Annotated in this window: 16 protein-coding genes; 9 read left to right on the top strand and 7 right to left on the bottom strand. The window is 71.0% G+C overall.

The features are described 5' to 3' along the window. Nucleotides 1-6 precede the first annotated feature (6 nt). Together H6927_07420 and H6927_07415 are read left to right on the top strand one after the other, a co-directional pair. Nucleotides 7-1,191: an ABC transporter permease gene (locus tag H6927_07420; protein MCP5217931.1), complete on the top strand. Its 1,185-nt coding sequence runs from the start codon at nucleotides 7-9 to the stop codon at nucleotides 1,189-1,191. A gap of 2 nt (nucleotides 1,192-1,193) precedes the next feature. Next, a complete protein-coding gene (locus H6927_07415; GenBank protein MCP5217930.1) occupies nucleotides 1,194-2,384 on the top strand; it encodes an ABC transporter permease in 1,191 nt (396 codons plus the stop codon). Here the strand turns inward: H6927_07415 and H6927_07410 are convergent. Next, nucleotides 2,326-3,519: an MFS transporter gene (locus tag H6927_07410; GenBank protein ID MCP5217929.1), complete on the bottom strand. Its 1,194-nt coding sequence runs from the start codon at nucleotides 3,517-3,519 to the stop codon at nucleotides 2,326-2,328. The genes H6927_07415 and H6927_07410 overlap by 59 nt on opposite strands. Nucleotides 3,520-3,594: 75 nt before the next feature. Here H6927_07410 and H6927_07405 point away from each other — a divergent pair, with 75 nt between their 5' ends. From H6927_07405 to H6927_07380, 6 genes are all read left to right on the top strand, one after another. Next, nucleotides 3,595-5,028, top strand: a complete 1,434-nt coding sequence (locus tag H6927_07405) for an aldehyde dehydrogenase family protein (protein ID MCP5217928.1) — start codon at nucleotides 3,595-3,597, stop codon at nucleotides 5,026-5,028. Nucleotides 5,029-5,115: 87 nt separating this feature from the next. After that, entirely contained in the window at nucleotides 5,116-5,340 is a 225-nt protein-coding gene (locus tag H6927_07400; GenBank protein MCP5217927.1) for a (2Fe-2S)-binding protein, read from the top strand. A 210-nt stretch (nucleotides 5,341-5,550) separates the two neighbouring features. Next, nucleotides 5,551-6,276: an energy transducer TonB gene (locus H6927_07395; protein ID MCP5217926.1), complete on the top strand. Its 726-nt coding sequence runs from the start codon at nucleotides 5,551-5,553 to the stop codon at nucleotides 6,274-6,276. A 6-nt stretch (nucleotides 6,277-6,282) separates the two neighbouring features. Beyond that, nucleotides 6,283-6,999, top strand: coding sequence for a MotA/TolQ/ExbB proton channel family protein (locus H6927_07390; GenBank protein MCP5217925.1), 717 nt, complete (start codon nucleotides 6,283-6,285; stop codon nucleotides 6,997-6,999). 4 nt (nucleotides 7,000-7,003) lie between these two features. Further along, complete coding sequence (locus H6927_07385) at nucleotides 7,004-7,417, top strand: biopolymer transporter ExbD (GenBank protein ID MCP5217924.1); 414 nt, start codon at nucleotides 7,004-7,006, stop codon at nucleotides 7,415-7,417. Between the two features lie 10 nt (nucleotides 7,418-7,427). Then, entirely contained in the window at nucleotides 7,428-7,619 is a 192-nt protein-coding gene (locus H6927_07380; GenBank protein ID MCP5217923.1) for a hemin uptake protein HemP, read from the top strand. 16 nt (nucleotides 7,620-7,635) lie between these two features. Here H6927_07380 and boxA read toward each other — a convergent pair whose 3' ends face one another. The 4 genes from boxA to H6927_07360 form a co-directional block, all read right to left on the bottom strand. Beyond that, on the bottom strand, nucleotides 7,636-8,955 hold the full coding sequence (gene boxA, locus H6927_07375; protein MCP5217922.1) for a benzoyl-CoA 2,3-epoxidase subunit BoxA: 1,320 nt from the start codon (nucleotides 8,953-8,955) through the stop codon (nucleotides 7,636-7,638). A 142-nt stretch (nucleotides 8,956-9,097) separates the two neighbouring features. Next, a complete protein-coding gene (boxB, locus tag H6927_07370; GenBank protein MCP5217921.1) occupies nucleotides 9,098-10,525 on the bottom strand; it encodes a benzoyl-CoA 2,3-epoxidase subunit BoxB in 1,428 nt (475 codons plus the stop codon). 117 nt (nucleotides 10,526-10,642) lie between these two features. Then, nucleotides 10,643-12,370, bottom strand: a complete 1,728-nt coding sequence (locus tag H6927_07365; GenBank protein ID MCP5217920.1) for a benzoyl-CoA-dihydrodiol lyase — start codon at nucleotides 12,368-12,370, stop codon at nucleotides 10,643-10,645. A 68-nt stretch (nucleotides 12,371-12,438) separates the two neighbouring features. Then, a complete protein-coding gene (locus tag H6927_07360; GenBank protein MCP5217919.1) occupies nucleotides 12,439-13,359 on the bottom strand; it encodes a helix-turn-helix transcriptional regulator in 921 nt (306 codons plus the stop codon). Between the two features lie 131 nt (nucleotides 13,360-13,490). Between H6927_07360 and H6927_07355 the strand changes: the two genes are divergently transcribed. Continuing rightward, nucleotides 13,491-15,071, top strand: coding sequence for a benzoate-CoA ligase family protein (locus H6927_07355; protein MCP5217918.1), 1,581 nt, complete (start codon nucleotides 13,491-13,493; stop codon nucleotides 15,069-15,071). Nucleotides 15,072-15,075: 4 nt separating this feature from the next. Here H6927_07355 and H6927_07350 read toward each other — a convergent pair whose 3' ends face one another. Further along, entirely contained in the window at nucleotides 15,076-15,822 is a 747-nt protein-coding gene (locus H6927_07350) for a DUF2726 domain-containing protein (protein ID MCP5217917.1), read from the bottom strand. 117 nt (nucleotides 15,823-15,939) lie between these two features. Next, nucleotides 15,940-17,031 (bottom strand): iron-sulfur cluster carrier protein ApbC, encoded by a 1,092-nt coding sequence (gene apbC, locus H6927_07345; protein ID MCP5217916.1) that lies wholly within the window; start codon nucleotides 17,029-17,031, stop codon nucleotides 15,940-15,942. Nucleotides 17,032-17,087 lie beyond the last annotated feature (56 nt).

Here is a 17,087-nt window from a genome sequence, read left to right as displayed (position 1 = left end):
GGCCTCATGCCCGATCAACCCGGCTTCATCCCGAGCCTGCGGCGCGAGCTGGCGCGGCTGGCGGCGCGCCCGTGGGACCTAGCTTTCATCACCTGGCTGCCGCTGCTCGGCTGCGCGTTGATCTGGTGGATCTTTTCGGCCGGCCTGCCCGAGCGCCTGGCGATCGGCGTGCTCGACCAGGACCAGTCGGCCATCTCGCGGCAGATCGCGCGCTGGCTTGACGCCACGCCCGGCCTTCGCGTGATCGAGCGCTACGCCGACGAAGGCCAGATGGACCGCGCCCTGCGCAATGGCCGCGTGCACGCCGCGGTGCAGCTGCCGCGGGGGCTGGCCGAGCGCGTCAAGCGGGGCCGGGCGGCCACCGTCGTCCTGCTGCACAACGCCCAGCTGGGCACGCACTCGGGCCTGATCCAGCGCGACGTGCGCACCGTCGTCGGCACCGTCTCCGCCGGCATCGAACTGACGGCGCGCAACAAGCGCGGCGAGCCCATGGCCTTCGCCCGCACCAGCATGGAGCCGATCCGCACCACCCTGGTCAGCCTGTTCAACACGGCCGGCAACTACGAGCAGTTCCTCACCGTCGCCCTCATTCCGGCGCTGCTGCACATCATGGCCATGGCCGCCGGCGCCTGGGCCGTGGGCTGCGAGCTGCGCGATCGCAGCCTGGGCGGCTGGCTGGGCCCAGCCCCCCGCCCGCGCCGCACGCTGGCGGCCCTGCTGGGCAAGCTGCTGCCCGCATGGCTGGGCCTGAGCGGGGTGGGCGGCGCAGGCCTGGCGTGGCTTGCGCTGGGGCGCGGCTGGAGCCCGGCCGGCTCGCTCGGCTGGACGCTGGCCGCGCTGGCCGTCTTCATCGCGCTGTCCATCGCCCTGGGCGCTTTTTTTGCCGCCCTCACGCGCTCGCTGCGCATGGCGCTGTCGGCCACCGGCTTCATCAGCGCGCCGGCCTTTGCCTTTGGCGGCATGGGCTTTCCGCTGGCGGCCATGCCGGCGCCGGCGCGCGCCTGGGCGCTGGCCCTGCCCTACACGCATTACGCGCGGGTGCAGGCCGCGCAGCTGCAGATCGGCGCGCCGCTGGCCGACTCGCTGGCCGCGCCGCTGGCGATGGCGCTGGCCGGCGCGCTGCTGCTGGGCGCCAGCGCGGCGCTGCTGGCGCGCACCGCGCGGCAACCCAAGCGCTGGGGGGCGCGCTGAGCATGTCCGCGCGGCGCCGCCTGCGCATCGCCGAACGGGCGCGCGCGCGCTTTGGGGCCGCATGGCGCGCCACCCTGCTGGCCGTGCTGCGCGACAAGGGCGTGCTGCTGATCCTGCTGGCGGCGCCGGTGGTGTATGGCTTCTTCTACCCCTGGCCCTACAGCACCCAGGCCGTCACGCGCGTGCCGGTGGCGCTGGTCGACCAGGACAACAGCAGCCTGTCGCGCCAGATCACCCGCTTTGCCGCCGCCGATCCGCACCTGCAGCTGGTGCGCGTCACCGCCAACGAGCACGAGGCGCGCCAGCTGCTGTGGCAAGGCCGCATCGAGGGCTACGCGCTGCTGCCGCCCGACCTGCGGCGCCGCGTGCTGCGCGGCGAGCCGGCGGTGGTGCCGATCGAAGGCAACGGCGCCTACACCCTGCTCAACAAGGCGGTGCTGACCGGCTTTTCCCAGGCCGTGGGCACCGTCTCGGCCGGGGTCGAAATCCGCAAGCTGCAGGCCGGCGGCCTGGGCCCCGCGCAGGCGGCCGCGGCGCGCAGCCCGCTCAACCTGCAGGCCGCCGCCCTGTTCAACCCCACCGAGGGCTACGGCAGCTACGTGGTGCCCGCCGTGGCGCTATTGATTTTGCAGCAGACGCTGCTGATGGGCGCCGCCATGCTGGTGGGCGGCTGGGCCGAGAGCCAGCAGTTGCGCGCCACGCCCGCGGCCTGGCTGGGGCGCGTGGCCGGCCTGTCGTGCATCGGCCTGGCCAGCGGCGCGTTTTATTTCGGCTGGGTGTTCTTCCTGCAGGACTACCCGCGCGGCGGCAATCCGCCTGCCGCCGCCCTGCTGTTGCTGCTGTACGTGCCGGCCGTGTGCGCGCTGGGCCTGGTCATCGGCTGCCTGGTGCGCGACCGCGAGCGCGCCCTGCAGGTGCTGCTGTTCACGGCCCTGCCGATGTTCTTTCTCTCGGGCGTGCCATGGCCGGACGAGGCGCTGCCCCCGCTGCTGCAGGCGCTGCGCTGGCTGATCCCCAGCACGCTGGGCATCCAGGCCTCGCTGCGCGTCAACCAGATGGGCGCGCCGCTGGCCGACGTGTGGATGTATCTGGCCGCGCTGGCGGTGCAGTGCGGCGTCAGCATGGGAGTGCTCGTCATCCTGGCGCGGCGCTCCGCACCCAGGCCGCCAGGCCCAGCAGCGCCAGCGCGCTGAAGGCAGCGCCCGCGCCAAAGGTCCACGCGGGGCCCAGCCATTCCCACAGCGAACCCGCCACCACGCTGGCGGCCAGCATGGCCCCGCCGCTCACCAGGTTGAAAAAGCCGAAGGCGGTGCCGCGCAGGTCGGCCGGCGCGCTGCCCGCCACCATCGCCGCCAGCACGCCCTGCGTCATGCCCATGTGCACGCCCCACAGCGCCACGCCCAGCAGCAGCCCGCTCCAATGCGTGCCCACCGCCAGCACGCCGTCGGCGGCGATCAGCACCGCCAGCCCCACCGCCAGCAGCGTGCGCGGCGCCACGCGGTCGGCCAGCTTGCCGAACGGATAGGCGCTCGCGGCATAGACCGCATTCATCGCCACCATCACCAGCGGCACCAGCGCCAGGCCCACGCCCACCTGCTGGGCGCGCAGCACCAGAAAGGCCTCGGAAAAGCGCGCCAGCGTGAACACCCCGCCCACGCCCACCACCCACCAGTACGCTGCCGGCAGGCGCCGCAGGCTGGCCCTGGCAATCGGGTTGGCGCGGCGCGCGGCATGCGGCGACTCCGGCTCCTGCACGCCCAGCGCCAGCACCAGCAGGCACAGCAGCGCCGGCACGAGCGCTACCACGAACACGGCGCGAAAGTTGTCGGCCCACAGCAGCATCAGCGCGGTGGCCAGCAGCGGCCCCAAGAACGCGCCCACCGTGTCCAGCGCCTGGCGCAGCCCGAAAGCCGCCCCGCGCTGCTCGGGCGGCGCCAGGTCGGCCACCAGCGCATCGCGCGGCGCGCCACGGATGCCCTTGCCCACGCGGTCCAGCAGCCGCGCGGTAAAGACCAGCCCCGGCCCCGTCGCCAGGGCAAACAACGGCTTGGTCACGGCGCTCAGCCCATAGCCCAGCAGCGCCAGCGGCTTGCGCCGGCCAAACCAGTCGCTGATCACGCCCGAGAACACCTTCAGCAGCAGCGCCGTGGCCTCGGCCAGGCCCTCCAGCAGGCCCACCAGCGCCACGCTCATGCCCAGCGCGTCCACCATGAACAGCGGCAGCAGCGCATGGATCATCTCGGACGAGACGTCCATCAGCAGGCTGACCAGGCCCAGCGCCCAGATGGCGGTGGGCAGGCGGGCGGTGGAGGGCGAGGGGGTGGACATGGCGCGCGCCGGAGGCGATGGCGCCCCATTCTCACCCGGTCATCACCGGTGCGCCTGCTGCCGCACAATGATGGCATGCAACTGAACTTCATCGCCAACCAGTCCGTCGCCTCGGCCAGCGGCCGCACCCTGCCGGTGCTCGACCCCTCCGACGGCCAGCCCTTCGACGACATCCAGCGCAGCGACGCGCGCGACATCGACGCTGCCGTGCAGGCGGCGCGGGCCTGCTTCGACGGCCCGTGGTCGCGCCTCGCCGCCGCCGAGCGCGGGCGCCTGCTGATGGCGCTGTCGAACAAGGTGGCCGAGCATGCCGGCGAGCTGGCCGCGCTGGAGCAGCGCGACTGCGGCAAGCCCACCAAGCAGGCCGCGGCCGACGCGGCGGCGCTGGCGCGCTACTTCGAGTTCTACGCCGGCGCCTGCGACAAGCTGCACGGCGACACCATCCCCTATCAAAACGGCTACAGCGTGTTCACCTGGCGCGAGCCGCACGGGGTGACGGGCCACGTGATCCCGTGGAACTACCCCATGCAGATCTTCGGCCGCAGCGTGGGCGGCGCGCTGGCGGCGGGCAACTGCTGCGTGGTCAAGCCAGCCGAGGACGCCTGCCTATCGCTGATCCGCGTGGCGCAGCTGGCAGCCGAGGTGGGCTTTCCGCTCGGCGCCATCAACATCGTCACCGGCTACGGCCACGAGGTGGGCGACGCGCTGGCGCGCCACCCGGGCATCGACCACATCAGCTTCACCGGCAGCCCCAGCGTGGGCACGCTGATCCAGCAGGTGGCCGCCGAGCGCCACTGCCCGGTCACGCTGGAGCTGGGCGGCAAGAGCCCACAGATCGTGTTTGCCGACGCCGACCTGGACGCCGCCATCCCAGTGGTCATCAACGCCATCGTGCAGAACGCCGGGCAGACCTGCTCGGCCGGCTCGCGCGTGCTGATCGAGCAGGCGATCTACGAACCGCTGATGGCGCGGCTGGCCAGCGCCTTCCAGGCCTTGCGCGTGGGCCCGGCGGCCATGGACCTGGACCTGGGCCCGCTGATCCGCGCCAGCCAGCAGCAGCGCGTGTGGGACTTTCTGAGCGACGCGCACGCCGCCGGCATCGCCACCGTGGCCGAGGGCCGCGTGGTGGACGAGGCGCCCGAAAGCGGCTTCTACCAGGCCCCCGTGCTGCTGGCCGACGTGCCGGTGGCGCACCGCGTGGCGCAGGAGGAAGTGTTCGGCCCCGTGCTGTCGGCCATGCCCTTCCGCGACGAGGACCACGCGGTGGAGCTGGCCAACGCCACCCGCTTCGGCCTGGTGGCCGGCGTGTGGACGCGCGACGGCGCACGGCAGTTCCGCATGGCGCGGCGCGTCCAGAGCGGGCAGGTGTTCATCAACAACTACGGCGCCGGCGGCGGGGTGGAGCTGCCCTTTGGCGGCTACAAGTCGTCGGGCTACGGGCGCGAGAAGGGCTTCGAGGCCCTGTACGGCTTTACCACGCTCAAGACCGTGGCCGTGCGGCACGGCTGAAGCCTGCCGGTGGGGCCGCAAAAGGTTGCAATGAGATTCATTCTCATTTAAGATCGGGGCTCGCTGATTGATGTTGTGAGCCCCGCCATGATCGTCTGTGTCTGCAACCGCATCTCCGACCGCGAGATCACCCGCCACGTCCGTGCCGGCATGAGCTTCGACGATCTCCAGCTCGAGCTGGGCGTGGCCACCTGCTGCGGCTCGTGCGAGCGCTGCGCGCGCGAGCTGGTCGAGCAATGCAACGCGGCCCGGCCGGTCGCGGCGCTGACCCAGGCCCAGAACCAGGACGGCACGGCCTGGGCGCGTGCCTGACGAGTCTTGATCCCCGTCAAGGCGCCGGCATGCACCTCTCGGCCATCATTCCCACCCTGGGCGCCCTGATCCTCGTGGTGGGTGCGCTGGCCTGGGTGCTGCGCCGCTGAGCCGCCCCTTTGCCGCGAGCTCGGGCGCGCACCCCAGCGCGAACGTGCTGCCGCGCACCGACGATTGTTCTTCACCTTGACCGCCCTCGCCCCTTCCGCCATGCCCACGCTGCCCGCGCTCGGCCGCAACGCCGTGGTCGTGGGCGTCGTCATCGCCCTGCACGGCGCGGCGCTGTGGGCCTTGCAGGCTGGCCTGCTGCAACGCCCGCCCGAAGAGGTGGTGGTGCCGGCGCAGCTGCTGGCCGAGTTCGTGGCGCCGCCGCCGGCCGTAGCTGCCGCCCCAACGCCAGCACCCGCGCCCGCAGTCGCGCCGCCACCCATGCCGGCGCCCAAGCCGCATCCGGTGGCGCAGCCGGCGCCGCGCAAGGTTCAGCACACACCCGCGCCGGCCGCCACGCCCCAGCCGCTGGCCGTGGCCGAGGCCGCGCCCACCGCGCCCGTGATGGCGGCAGCGCCCCCGCCTTCCGTCCCGGCGGCCGACGCAACACCGGCCCCGGCCCAGGCCGACGCCGCCCCTGCGGCCGCGCCAGCGCCCCCGGCGGTGGTGCAGCCCTCGTCCAAGGCGGCCTACCTCAACAACCCAGCCCCCGCCTACCCCGCCATGAGCCGCCGCCTGGGCGAATCCGGCCGCGTGGTGGTGCGCGTGCTGATCGGCACCGACGGCCGGGCGCGCGAGGCGCACGTTCAAAAGTCCAGCGGCTACGACCGGCTGGACCGGGTGGCGCTGGAGACCGCGCGCGACCGCTGGCGCTACGTGCCCGGCACGCGCGGCGGCGTGCCCGAGGCCATGTGGTTCAACGTCCCCATCAATTTCGTTCTGGAGTAAGTCGACATGGAAACCCCCTTCGGTCTGATTCACGTGTGGAGCCAGGGCGACCTGGTCACGCGCAGCGTGTTCGCGGTGCTGGTGTTCATGTCGCTGGTCTCGTGGGTGGTCATCCTCGTCAAGGCGCTGGGCGTCGTGCGCGCCAAGCGCCAGGCCGCGCGGGTGGAGGGCTTCTGGCACTCCAGCGACATGGCCGAGGGCCTGTCCAAGCTGGGCCCTGATGCCGACAACCCGTTTCGGCAGCTCGCCCTCGACGGGCGCGAGGCCGCCGCCCACCAACGCGCCACGCAGGCGCAGCTGCACGACTCGCTGAACGCCAGCGACTGGATCTCGCGCGCGCTGCAGGGCAGCATCGACTACAGCACCGCCCGGCTGCAGCAGGGCCTGGCCGTGCTGGCCTCGGTGGGCTCCACCGCGCCCTTCGTCGGCCTGTTCGGCACCGTGTGGGGCATCTATCACGCGCTGATGCGCATCAGCGGCGCCGGCCAGGCCAGCATCGACCAGGTGGCCGGCCCGATCGGCGAGGCGCTGATCATGACCGCGCTGGGCCTGGCCGTGGCCATCCCGGCGGTGCTGGGCTACAACGCGCTGGTGCGCGGCAACAAGCACATCCAGCTCAGGCTGGGGCGCTTTGCGCACGACCTGCACGCCTACTACGTGACCGGCGCGCGCGTGGGCGTCAGCGCCAGCGACCCCAAGGTGCTGCCCATCAAGAAGGGTTGAAATCATGGCCGGATTCATCGCCGACGAGCACGAGGACGTGATGAGCGAGATCAACATGGTCCCGTTCATCGACGTGATGCTGGTGCTGCTGATCGTCTTCATCATCACCGTGCCGGTGATGAAGCACGTCGTCGACGTGCAACTGCCGCGCGCCAGCGCCGACAAGGAAGTGGTCCAGCCGCAGACGCTGCGCCTGACGGTGAAGGCCGACGGCAGCTATTGGCTGGACGACAAGGCCGTGAGCGACGAACAGCTGGCCGCGCGCCTGCAGGCCGCCGGCCGGCAGCAGCCGCAACCCGAGCTGCACCTGCGCGGCGACCGCGACGTGCGCTACGAGCGCGTGGCCCAGGCCATGGCCGCGGCGCAGCAGGCCGGCATCCAGAAGATCGGCTTCATCACCGAGCCGCCACGGCCCTGAGGCGCCGCGCGTGACCCCTCCTGCCGCGCCGCCGCAACCTCCGCCACAGTCGCCGCCCATTGCTGCGGGCCGCGACGATGCGGCCGCACCGCTGCCCAGCGAAGCCCTGCTGCAGGGGCGCCGGACGGTGGAGATCCGCCACAACGGCGCGGTGTACCGCCTGCAGGCCACGCGCCAGGGCAAGCTGATCCTGACCAAGTGAGTTTCGGCGGGGGGGATCAGTAGGTCTCCAGGTGCAGGCGCCCTTCCTTCTTCAGGCGCTCGCTCAGCTCGGTCCAGTTCAGCCCCGCGCCCTGCGCGACGTCGCGCAGCGCCTGCATCACCCCGCTTTCCATCGCCTTGAGGCCGCACACGTAAAAGAAGCAGTTGGCGTCCTGCAGCAGCGGCGCCAGGTCGGCGGCGCGCTCGCGCAGGCGGTCCTGCACGTAGGTCTTGGGCTGGCCGGGGGTGCGGCTGAAGGCGAAGTGGATGTCGATGAAGTCGCGCGGCAGGCTTTGCAGCGGGCCGAAGTAGGGCAGCTCCTCCTTGGAGCGCGCGCCGAAGAACAGCAGCAGGCGCCCGCCCTCGAATTTGCCGCTCTTGCGCAGGCGCCGGCGCCACTCGGTCATGGCGCGCATGGGCGCGCTGCCGGTGCCGGTGCAGATCATCACGATGTGGCTCTTCGGGTGGTTGGGCATCAGGAAGGTGGAGCCGAAGGGCCCGATCACCTCGACCCGGTCGCCCACCTTCAGGTCGCACATGAAGTTGCTGGCCACGCCGCGCACCGGGTTGCCCTCGTAGTCCTGCAGCACGCGCTTGATGGTGAGCGAGACGTTGTTGTAGCCCGGCCGCTCGCCGTTGCGCGCGCTGGCCACCGAGTACTGGCGCGCGAAGTGCGGCTGGCCGCGCGCGTCCTGCCCGGGCGGGATGACGCCGATGGACTGGCCCTCCAGCACCGGGAAGGGCATGGCGCCGAAGTCCAGGATGACGTGGTGCGTGTCGTAGTCCTTGCCGACCTCGGTGACGCGCACGTTGCCCACGCAGGTGGCGGTCACCGTCTTTTGCGCGGCGCGCGCGCCGTACAGGTTGACGTAGGCGTGCGCGGCCGACCAGGGCGGCGTGCGCGCGGTGTAGCTGCCGGCGGCGGGGCTGGCAAAGGCGCCGTCGCCGGCCGGCTCCACGGCCAGCGCCGCCTCGGCCTGGGCCAGCGTCTGCGGCGCGTCGCCGGCCGCCGTGGCCGCGTCGTCCGGCACCTCGGCGCCGGACTCGGCCAGCTGCGCCGGCGTCAGCTCCTCGGGCAGTTCGAACCAGCCGAACTGCTCGTCCAGCGCATAGGCGCGTGCCGTGGGCACCATGCGCCAGTTGTCGATGGCGCCGGTCGGGCAACCCGGGATGCAGGCCAGGCACTGCTCGCAGATGGACGGATCGACGACGTAGTTGTTGGCGTCGTGCGAGATGGCCTGGATGGGGCACGCCGCCTCGCAGGCGCCGCAGCGGATGCAGATGGCCGGGTCGATCAGGTGCTGCTTGAGCAGCGTGGTGTCGGTTCGGGTGTCCATAATCAATTCTGTTAGGTCCCGATGGCCGCGGAGCAGGCCATGCGCGGGCACCCGTGGCCGGGGTTCCCCCGGTCACTGGGTGCGCCCCCTTGCAGGGGGGAAGCGAAGCGGAACGAAGTCCGCGCAGCTTGGGGGTGGTCCATCAATTAAAGCGCACGTACTCGAAGTCCACCGGCTGGCGGTTGATGCCCATCACCGGCGGGGCGATCCAGCCGGCGAACTTGCCGGGCTCGACCACGCGGCCCATCAGGCTGGTGACGTAGGCGCGGTCCTCGACGGTGGGCAGCCAGTCGCGCGCCTTGGCGTTCCACTCGGCCTCGCTCACGACCTGGCCCTCGGGGCTGACGCGCACGCCGGCCAGCGCGCCGATGCGGCGGTTGAAGGCCTTGTGCGGCACCGTCAGGCGGAAGGGAATGCCGGCCTTCTCGATCACGCGGTTCCAGCGCGTCACGCCGCCCACCGAGTCCTTGATGTAGTCGTCACGCAGCACCTCGTTGAGGGCGTTGAGCATGGGCACGTCCTTCTCCTGCAGCTTGCCATCCACCACGTTCAGCACCTTGTAGTGCTGGCCCTTGAGGATGTGGTCGTCCTGGCGCTTGCCTTCCTCGAAGCGGCCCTTCAGGCCGGTGCTGTAGAAGGTGGCGGCGTTGCTGGACTCGTCGGCGCCGAACAGGTCGATCGTGACGCTGAAGTGGAAGTTCAGGTAGCGCTGCAGCGTGGGCAGGTCGATCACGCCGGCGTGGCGCAGCTTTTGCACGTCGTCGGTCTTGAGCTGGTTCATCACGTCCACCGTGCGCTGGATCACGCGGCTGACGCCCGACTCGCCGACGAACATGTGATGCGCCTCCTCGGTCAGCATGAAGCGCGTGGTGCGCGCCAGCGGATCGAAGCTGCTTTCGGCCAGCGCACACAGCTGAAACTTGCCGTCGCGGTCGGTGAAGTAGGTGAACATGAAGAAGGAGAGCCAGTCGGGCGTCTTCTCGTTGAAGGCCTGCAGGATGCGCGGGTTGTCCTCCTGGCCGCTGCGGCGCTCCAGCAGCGCCTCGCCTTCCTCGCGGCCGTCGCGGCCGAAGTACTTGTGCAGCAGGTAGACCATGGCCCACAGGTGGCGGCCTTCCTCGACGTTGACCTGGAACAGGTTGCGCAGGTCGTACTGGCTGGGCGCCGTCAGGCCCAGGTGGCGCTGCTGCTCGACGCTGGCCGGCTCGGTGTCGCCCTGGGTGACGATGATGCGGCGCAGGTTGGCGCGGTGCTCGCCGGGCACGTCCTGCCAGGCGGCCTCGCCCAGGTGGTCGCCGAAGTGGATCTTGCGGTCCTGCTCAGCGGGGTTCAAAAAGATGCCCCAGCGGTACTCCGGCATCTTGACGTAGTCGAAGTGCGCCCAGCCCTGCGGATCGACGCTGGTGGCGGTGCGCAGGTAGACGTCGAAGCCGTGCGAGCCATCGGGGCCCATGTCCTGCCACCACTTCAGGTAGTCGGGCTGCCAGCTCTCGAGCGCGCGCTGCAGCGTGCGATCCTCGGACAGGTTGACGTTGTTGGGGATCTTGTCGCTGTAGTTGATGCTGCTCATGAGGGTCTCCTGATGGAATCGAAAGACGAACCGATGACTATGAAATGAATAGCTGCTTGCGCATGATTGACCGGGGCTGCAGCCATTTTTTGCTTGAATCCGGCGGGGCGCATGCCGTCAGACGCGGTTCCAGTCGAACCGGGCCTTGTCGCCCTTGCCGTAGACCTTGAGCGCACCGTGCTCGCCGACGGCGTTGGGGCGCTGGAAGATCCAGTTCTGCCAGGCGGTCAGGCGGCCGAAGATGCGGGTCAGCATGTTCTCCTTCTGGGCGAAGCGCAAGTTGGCCTCCAGGCCGGTGAGGGCGTCGGGGCTCATGGCGGCGCGCTCCTCCAGCGCGATGCGCACCTCGTCGTCCCAGTCGATGTCGTCGGGCGCGGCGGTGACCAGGCCCAGCTGCTCGGCCTGCGCGCCGTCCAGCGCCTGGCCGATGGCGGCGCGGGCGGCGGCCAGCGGGGCCTCTTCTTCATAAAAGCGGCGCGCCAGGCGCGACTGGCCGTTGACCATGGGGTAGCTGCCGAAGTTGCACTCGGCCAGCGTCAGGCGCGGCGCCTTGGCCGGCTCGTCCGCCAGCGCCAGCTGGTAGCTGCGGTCGGCACAGAAGGCCAGCTCGGCCAGCGTGCCGGCAAAGCACGAGCCCGGCTCGATCAGCGCGAACAGGCTGCGCGAGGACACGTCCAGCCGCGCCAGCGTGCGGCGCAGCATGCCCAGCGTCTCGCGCACGAACCAGTGGCCGGCGTGGGCCTGCATCAGCGCGTCGTTGGCCAGCACGGCCGCCGCGTCGCCCTCGGTCAAGAGCTGCCAGGTGCCGATGTCCAGCTCGTTGGTGCGCAGGTGCAGGATGGCGTCGTCCAGCTCGCGCGCCATGGCCAGCGGCCACCAGGCGGCGCCGGCCGCCTCGATGCCGGCCACATCGGCCGGCTGCGCGCCCTGGGGCGCCTTGACCGTCAGGGTGGCAACGCGCCGGGCGCGGTCGATGGCCACGCCGACGTGGGTGTAGGCCAGGGCGTCGGCGGATTCGGTGCGCTCCACTTTGGGTAGCAGAACACCCTTGCCGGACGCCGGCCGGTCGCTGGATGCGGCCCATCGGGCGGCGCGCTCGGCAACGAAGCCCGCGAACTGCGCCGGCTTGGCGATGGCGTCCACCAGGCGCCAGTCCACCGCCTTCTGGCCGCGCACGCCTTCGCTGGTGGTGCAGAAGATGTCGGCCCGGTCATGGCGCACGTGGCGCTTGTCGGTCACGCGCGTGAGGCCGCCGGTGCCGGGCAGCACGCCCAGCAGGGGCACCTCAGGCAGGCTGACGGAAGAGCTGCGGTCGTCCACCAGCACGATGTCGTCGCAGGCCAGCGCCAGCTCGTAGCCGCCGCCGGCGCAGGCGCCGTTGAGCGCGGCGATGAACTTCAGCCCGCTGTGCCGGCTGCTGTCCTCGATGCCGTTGCGCGTCTCGTTGGTGAACTTGCAGAAGTTGACCTTCCAGGCGTGGCTGGACAGGCCCAGCATGAAGATGTTGGCGCCCGAGCAGAACACGCGGTCCTTGCCGCTGGTGACGACGACGCTGCGCACCTCGGGGTGCTCGAAGCGGATGCGCTGCAGCGCGTCGTGCAGCTCGATGTCCACCCCCAGGTCGTAGCTGTTGAGCTTGAGCTTGTAGCCGGGGCGGATGCCCGCGTCCTCGTCGATGTCGATCGCCAGCGTGGCGACGGCGCCGTCGAAGGACAGCTTGACGTGGTGGTAGCGGCTGGGATCGGTGCGGTAGTCGACCTTGGGATCGGGCAAGGGGGCGTTCACGGCGAGGGCTCCTGGATGAAGTTGGGCGGCAACCTTGGAAAACCCGGGCCTGGCTGGCATTTGACCCGAGCGATAAATGCATCATAGTGCATGTTTTCACCCACGTCAATGCAATTTAATGCATTTTTTCAAACCGGCTGGCCGATGGCCTGGCGCGCCAGCCGGCGCAGGCGCGCGAACACCTCCTCCTCGCTGCCCTGGCTGGTGTCCAGGCGCAGGTCGGCCTTGGCGTAGAAGGCCGAGCGACCAACCAGGATGCGCTTGAGGTCTTCCATCGCCTCGGCGCTGGCCGCCATCGGGCGCATGTCGCCCTGCGCCGCCACGCGCGCCATGTGGTCGTTCGGCGAGGCCTGCAGCCAGATGGTCAGGCAGTGCTCCAGCAGCAGGTTGAAGTTGGCCGCGTCGGACACCAGGCCGCCGGGGGTGGCGATGACCACCTCGGGATAAATCTGCAGGGCCTCCTCCAGCGCGCGACGCTCGTAGCGGCGGTAGGCGTGGGTGCCGTACAGGTTGTGGATCTCGTGGATGCCGCAGCCGGCGAACTGCTCGATCTCACGGCTCAGCTCGATGAAGGCGTAGCCCAGGTCCTCGGCCAGCCGCCGCCCCAGCGTGGACTTGCCCGCCCCGCGCAGGCCGATCAGCGCGATGCGCGTGCCGCGCGCGCGCCGCGCCGCGCCCGGGTCCTGGAACAGGTGGCCCAGCGTTTCGCGCGCCTGGCGCAGCTCGGCCTCGCCGCGGCCGGCCAGCAGCTCGCGGATCAGCAGCCACTCGGGCGAGGAGGTGGTCACGTCGCCCAGCAGCTCGCTCAGCTCGCACTGCAGGGCCCGCGCCACCTGCAGCAGCACCAGGATGGAGGCATTGCCCATGCCGTATTCCAGGTTGGCCAGGTGCCGCTCGGAGACGTCGGCCGCCAGCGCCACCGCCTTGCGCGTCATGCCGCGGCGCGCGCGCTGCTCGCGCACGCGCTCGCCCAGCGCCAGCAGGAACGGGTGGCGGGACTCGGGCTCGGACGCGGTGGCAACCGCGAGGTCGGTCGGCGTGGTGTTCATGCGAGATTTCCTGGGCCAATATGCGGCAGGCCGATTCTTGACATGCATTTTATTGCATGTAAGATCGCCAGCACAATAATTCATTGTGCACCGCGGGGCAGCCGCCATCGGCCCCGCCCGGAGACCCTTGCATGACCGCCCCCACCGTCGCCGCGCCGCCCGAGCGCTTCAACTTCGCCGCCCACCTGCTGGCCGCCAACGCCCAGCGCCCCGCCAAGACCGCCTTTGCCGACGACGGCGGCGCCCTGAGCTACGGCCAGCTCGACGAACGCGTGCGCGGCCTGGCCGCCGGCCTGCTGGGCCTGATGCTGCGCCGCGAGGAGCGCGTGCTGCTGCTGATGCACGACGGGCTGGACTGGCCGGTGGCCTTCCTGGGCAGCCTGTACGCCGGCCTGGTGCCGGTGGCCGTCAACACCCTGCTGACGGCCGACGACTACGCCTACATGCTGGAGCACTCGCGCGCCCAGGCGGTGCTGGTGTCGGGCGCGCTGCTGCCCACGCTCACGGCCGCCATGGTCAAGAGCGACCACGAGGTGCAGCGCGTCATCGTCTCGCACCCGCTGGCGCCCCTGCAGCCGGGGCAGATCGACTTCAGCGCCTTCGTCGCCGCGCACGCGCCGCTGGCCAAGCCCGCGGCCACCCAGGCCGACGACCCGGCCTTCTGGCTGTACTCCAGCGGCTCCACCGGCCGGCCCAAGGGCACGGTGCACTCGCACGCCAACCCCTACTGGACCTGCGAGCTGTACGCCAAGGGCGTGCTGCAGCTGCGCGAGGACGACGTGTGCTTCTCGGCGGCCAAGCTGTTCTTTGCCTACGGCCTGGGCAACGCCCTCACCTTCCCCATGAGCGTGGGCGCCACCACCCTGCTGATGGCCGAGCGCGCCACGCCCGCCGCCACCTTCAAGCGCCTGACCGGCGGCGTGGCCGGCCTCAGGCCGACGGTGTTCTACGGCGCCCCCACGGGCTTTGCCGGCATGCTGGCCGACCCGGCCCTGCCGGCGCGCGGGCAGGTGGCGCTGCGGCTGGTGTCCTCGGCCGGCGAGGCGCTGCCGGCCGAGCTGGGCGAGCGCTTCAAGGCGCACTTCGGCGTCGACATCGTAGACGGCATCGGCTCCACCGAGATGCTGCACATCTTCCTGTCCAACCGGCCCGAGCAGGTGCGCTATGGCAGCACCGGCTGGCCGGTGCCGGGCTACGCGGTGGAGCTGCGCGACGACAACGGCCAGCCGGTGCCCGACGGCGAGCCGGGCGACCTGTACATCCAGGGCCCCAGCGCGGCCATGATGTACTGGGGCAACCGCGCCAAGACGCGCGAGACCTTCCAGGGCGGCTGGACCAAGAGCGGCGACAAGTACGTGCGCAACCCCGACGGCAGCTACACCTACGGCGGGCGCAGCGACGACATGCTGAAGGTCAGCGGCGTGTACGTCAGCCCGTTCGAGGTCGAGGCCACGCTGGTGCAGCATCCGGCGGTGCTGGAGGCGGCCGTCATCGGGGTGGCGGACGTCGACGGCCTGACCAAGACCAAGGCCTTCGTCACGCTGAAAGCCGGCGCGGCGGCCACCGAGGACGAGCTCAAGGCCTTCGTCAAGACCCGGCTGGCGCCCTACAAGTACCCGCGCCAGATCGAGTTCATCAGCGAACTGCCCAAGACCGCCACCGGCAAGATCCAGCGCTTTCGGTTGCGCGAGCGCGAGCAGGCCGCGCGCTGAACATTCAGGAGCGCTTGCGCACGGTCTGCCAGGGATTGGCCTGATCGGCCGATGCCAGGCCGGTCAGGCCCATCGCGCCCGACGGCGTCGTGCCGGCGCCGCGCCCCCACTGCGAGCCCTCGAAGCCCGAGGGCGTGAACCCCGACGGCGCAAAGCCGGAGTTGGCGTAGCCGCTGGCGCCAAAGCCCGAGGGCGTGGGCCGCGCCGCGGCCAGCACGCGCTCGCGCAGCACCTCGGGCTGCGGCCAGCTCGACAGCGCGCCCTTGAAGCGGATCAGGCGGATGCCGGCGGTACGCAGCGCGTGGTTCTTTTCGGCCAGGCGGCGCTGCACCAGCGGGTCGTCGCGCGTGCGCAGCAGGTCGACCTCGAAGGCGTACATCGGCTGGCCTTGCTCGTCGCACAGCAGGAAGTCGACGCGTGCGTGATCGAGCCACCGCCGGGCCGCGCCGCGGTCCGGGCCGGCGCGCACCGTCAGAAAGCGCCGCAGCAGCGGGCGGAACAGCACCGCCCCTTCCGGAAAGGCCCGATGCAGATAACGCAGCAGCGCCACCTGCTCCTCGTTGAGGGGCGCCATGGCGGCAAAGCGCGTCGCTGCGTCGACGTGCTGCTCGGCCGCCGGGCGCGCCTTGCGCGGCCACCACAGCCACGCCAGCGCCAACACCAGCAGCACCAGTGCCGCCGCCACCACCGAGCCGTCCACGGTCACCGGGCCGGTCCAGTCCGCGAGCGATCGGAAGTCAAACGAGTTCATGGGGCGAGACTTTTGTCCAGGGTGCGTACCCTACGACAAAACACCCCTGCAAACAATTACACTTTGGCACTAATCCTGACGTTTGATGACGACCAACTCCAAGGTATGGACGGCCGATCAGGTGTCGCGCGAGAGGGTGATCGTCGGCAGCTTGCCCGTCGCGTCGCGCGTGCGCCGCGCCAGCTCGACCGCCATCTGGCGCGCCATCTGCTTGTAGGTGGCGGCGACGTCGCCCTCGGGCTCGGCCATCACCGTGGGCGTGCCCGAGTCGGCCTGCTCGCGGATGGACAGCGCCAGCGGCAGCGCGCCCAGGTAGTCCAGGCCTTTCTCGGCCGCGTAGCGCTTGCCGCCATCGGCCCCGAAGATGTGCTCGGCGTGGCCGCAGTGGGAACACACGTGCACGGCCATGTTCTCGACCAGCCCCAGGATGGGCACGCCGACCTTCTCGAACATGGTCACCGCCTTGCGCGCGTCGGCCAGCGCGATGTCCTGCGGCGTGGTGACGATGACCGCGCCGGCCAGCGGCACGCGCTGGCTCAGGCTGAGCTGGATGTCGCCCGTGCCCGGCGGCATGTCGACCATCAGGTAGTCCAGGTCGTGCCAGTGGGTCTGGCGCAGCAGCTGGTCCAGCGCCTGCGTGGCCATGGGTCCGCGCCAGACCATGGCCTGGTCCTGGTCGACCAGAAAGCCGATCGAGATGACCTGCAGGCCGTGGCCGTTCATGGGCTCCATGCTCTTGCCGTCGCGGCTTTCGGGCCGGCCGCGGATGCCCAGCATGATGGGCTGGCTGGGGCCGTAGATGTCGGCGTCCAGCACGCCCACGCGCGCGCCCTCGGCGGCCAGCGCCAGCGCCAGGTTGGCGGTGGTGGTGCTCTTGCCCACGCCGCCCTTGCCCGAGGCCACGGCCACGATGTTCTTGACCTGCGGCAGCAGCGGCAGCCCGCGCTGCGCGGCGTGCGCGCCCACCCGGGTGGCGATGTGCACCGACACGTTGCCCACGCCCGGCAGCGCACGCACGGCGGCCACCAGGGCCTGGCGCAGCGCGGCGTGCTGGCTCTGGGCCGGATAGCCCAGCTCGAGGTCGAACGACACGTCGGCGCCCATGACCTGCACGTTCTTCAGCTGCGCCAGCTCCAGCAGGCCCTGGCCGGTGGCCGGATCGACGACGGCCTGCACCGCCTGCTGCACGTCCTGTTGCTCAATGCTCATGGATTGACCTTTTTTGAAAGCAGCGGGTAGTCTATTTGCCCGCGAGCCCGATCTCC

This window comes from Burkholderiaceae bacterium, assembly GCA_024235995.1.
GTDB lineage: Bacteria > Pseudomonadota > Gammaproteobacteria > Burkholderiales > Burkholderiaceae_C > Ottowia.
This window is presented reverse-complemented; position numbering and strand designations above follow the sequence as displayed.

What these genes read in the sequence shown, in the direction of transcription:
- H6927_07420 (MCP5217931.1), top strand. Translation starts at nt 7, where the DNA reads ATGCCCGATCAACCCGGCTTCATCCCGAGCCTGCGGCGCGAGCTGGCG.
- H6927_07415 (MCP5217930.1), top strand. Translation starts at nt 1,194, where the DNA reads ATGTCCGCGCGGCGCCGCCTGCGCATCGCCGAACGGGCGCGCGCGCGC.
- H6927_07410 (MCP5217929.1), bottom strand. Translation starts at nt 3,519, where the DNA reads ATGTCCACCCCCTCGCCCTCCACCGCCCGCCTGCCCACCGCCATCTGG.
- H6927_07405 (MCP5217928.1), top strand. Translation starts at nt 3,595, where the DNA reads ATGCAACTGAACTTCATCGCCAACCAGTCCGTCGCCTCGGCCAGCGGC.
- H6927_07400 (MCP5217927.1), top strand. Translation starts at nt 5,116, where the DNA reads ATGATCGTCTGTGTCTGCAACCGCATCTCCGACCGCGAGATCACCCGC.
- H6927_07395 (MCP5217926.1), top strand. Translation starts at nt 5,551, where the DNA reads ATGCCCACGCTGCCCGCGCTCGGCCGCAACGCCGTGGTCGTGGGCGTC.
- H6927_07390 (MCP5217925.1), top strand. Translation starts at nt 6,283, where the DNA reads ATGGAAACCCCCTTCGGTCTGATTCACGTGTGGAGCCAGGGCGACCTG.
- H6927_07385 (MCP5217924.1), top strand. Translation starts at nt 7,004, where the DNA reads ATGGCCGGATTCATCGCCGACGAGCACGAGGACGTGATGAGCGAGATC.
- boxA (MCP5217922.1), bottom strand. Translation starts at nt 8,955, where the DNA reads ATGGACACCCGAACCGACACCACGCTGCTCAAGCAGCACCTGATCGAC.
- boxB (MCP5217921.1), bottom strand. Translation starts at nt 10,525, where the DNA reads ATGAGCAGCATCAACTACAGCGACAAGATCCCCAACAACGTCAACCTG.
- H6927_07365 (MCP5217920.1), bottom strand. Translation starts at nt 12,370, where the DNA reads ATGCCAGCCAGGCCCGGGTTTTCCAAGGTTGCCGCCCAACTTCATCCA.
- H6927_07360 (MCP5217919.1), bottom strand. Translation starts at nt 13,359, where the DNA reads ATGAACACCACGCCGACCGACCTCGCGGTTGCCACCGCGTCCGAGCCC.
- H6927_07355 (MCP5217918.1), top strand. Translation starts at nt 13,491, where the DNA reads ATGACCGCCCCCACCGTCGCCGCGCCGCCCGAGCGCTTCAACTTCGCC.
- H6927_07350 (MCP5217917.1), bottom strand. Translation starts at nt 15,822, where the DNA reads ATGAACTCGTTTGACTTCCGATCGCTCGCGGACTGGACCGGCCCGGTG.
- apbC (MCP5217916.1), bottom strand. Translation starts at nt 17,031, where the DNA reads ATGAGCATTGAGCAACAGGACGTGCAGCAGGCGGTGCAGGCCGTCGTC.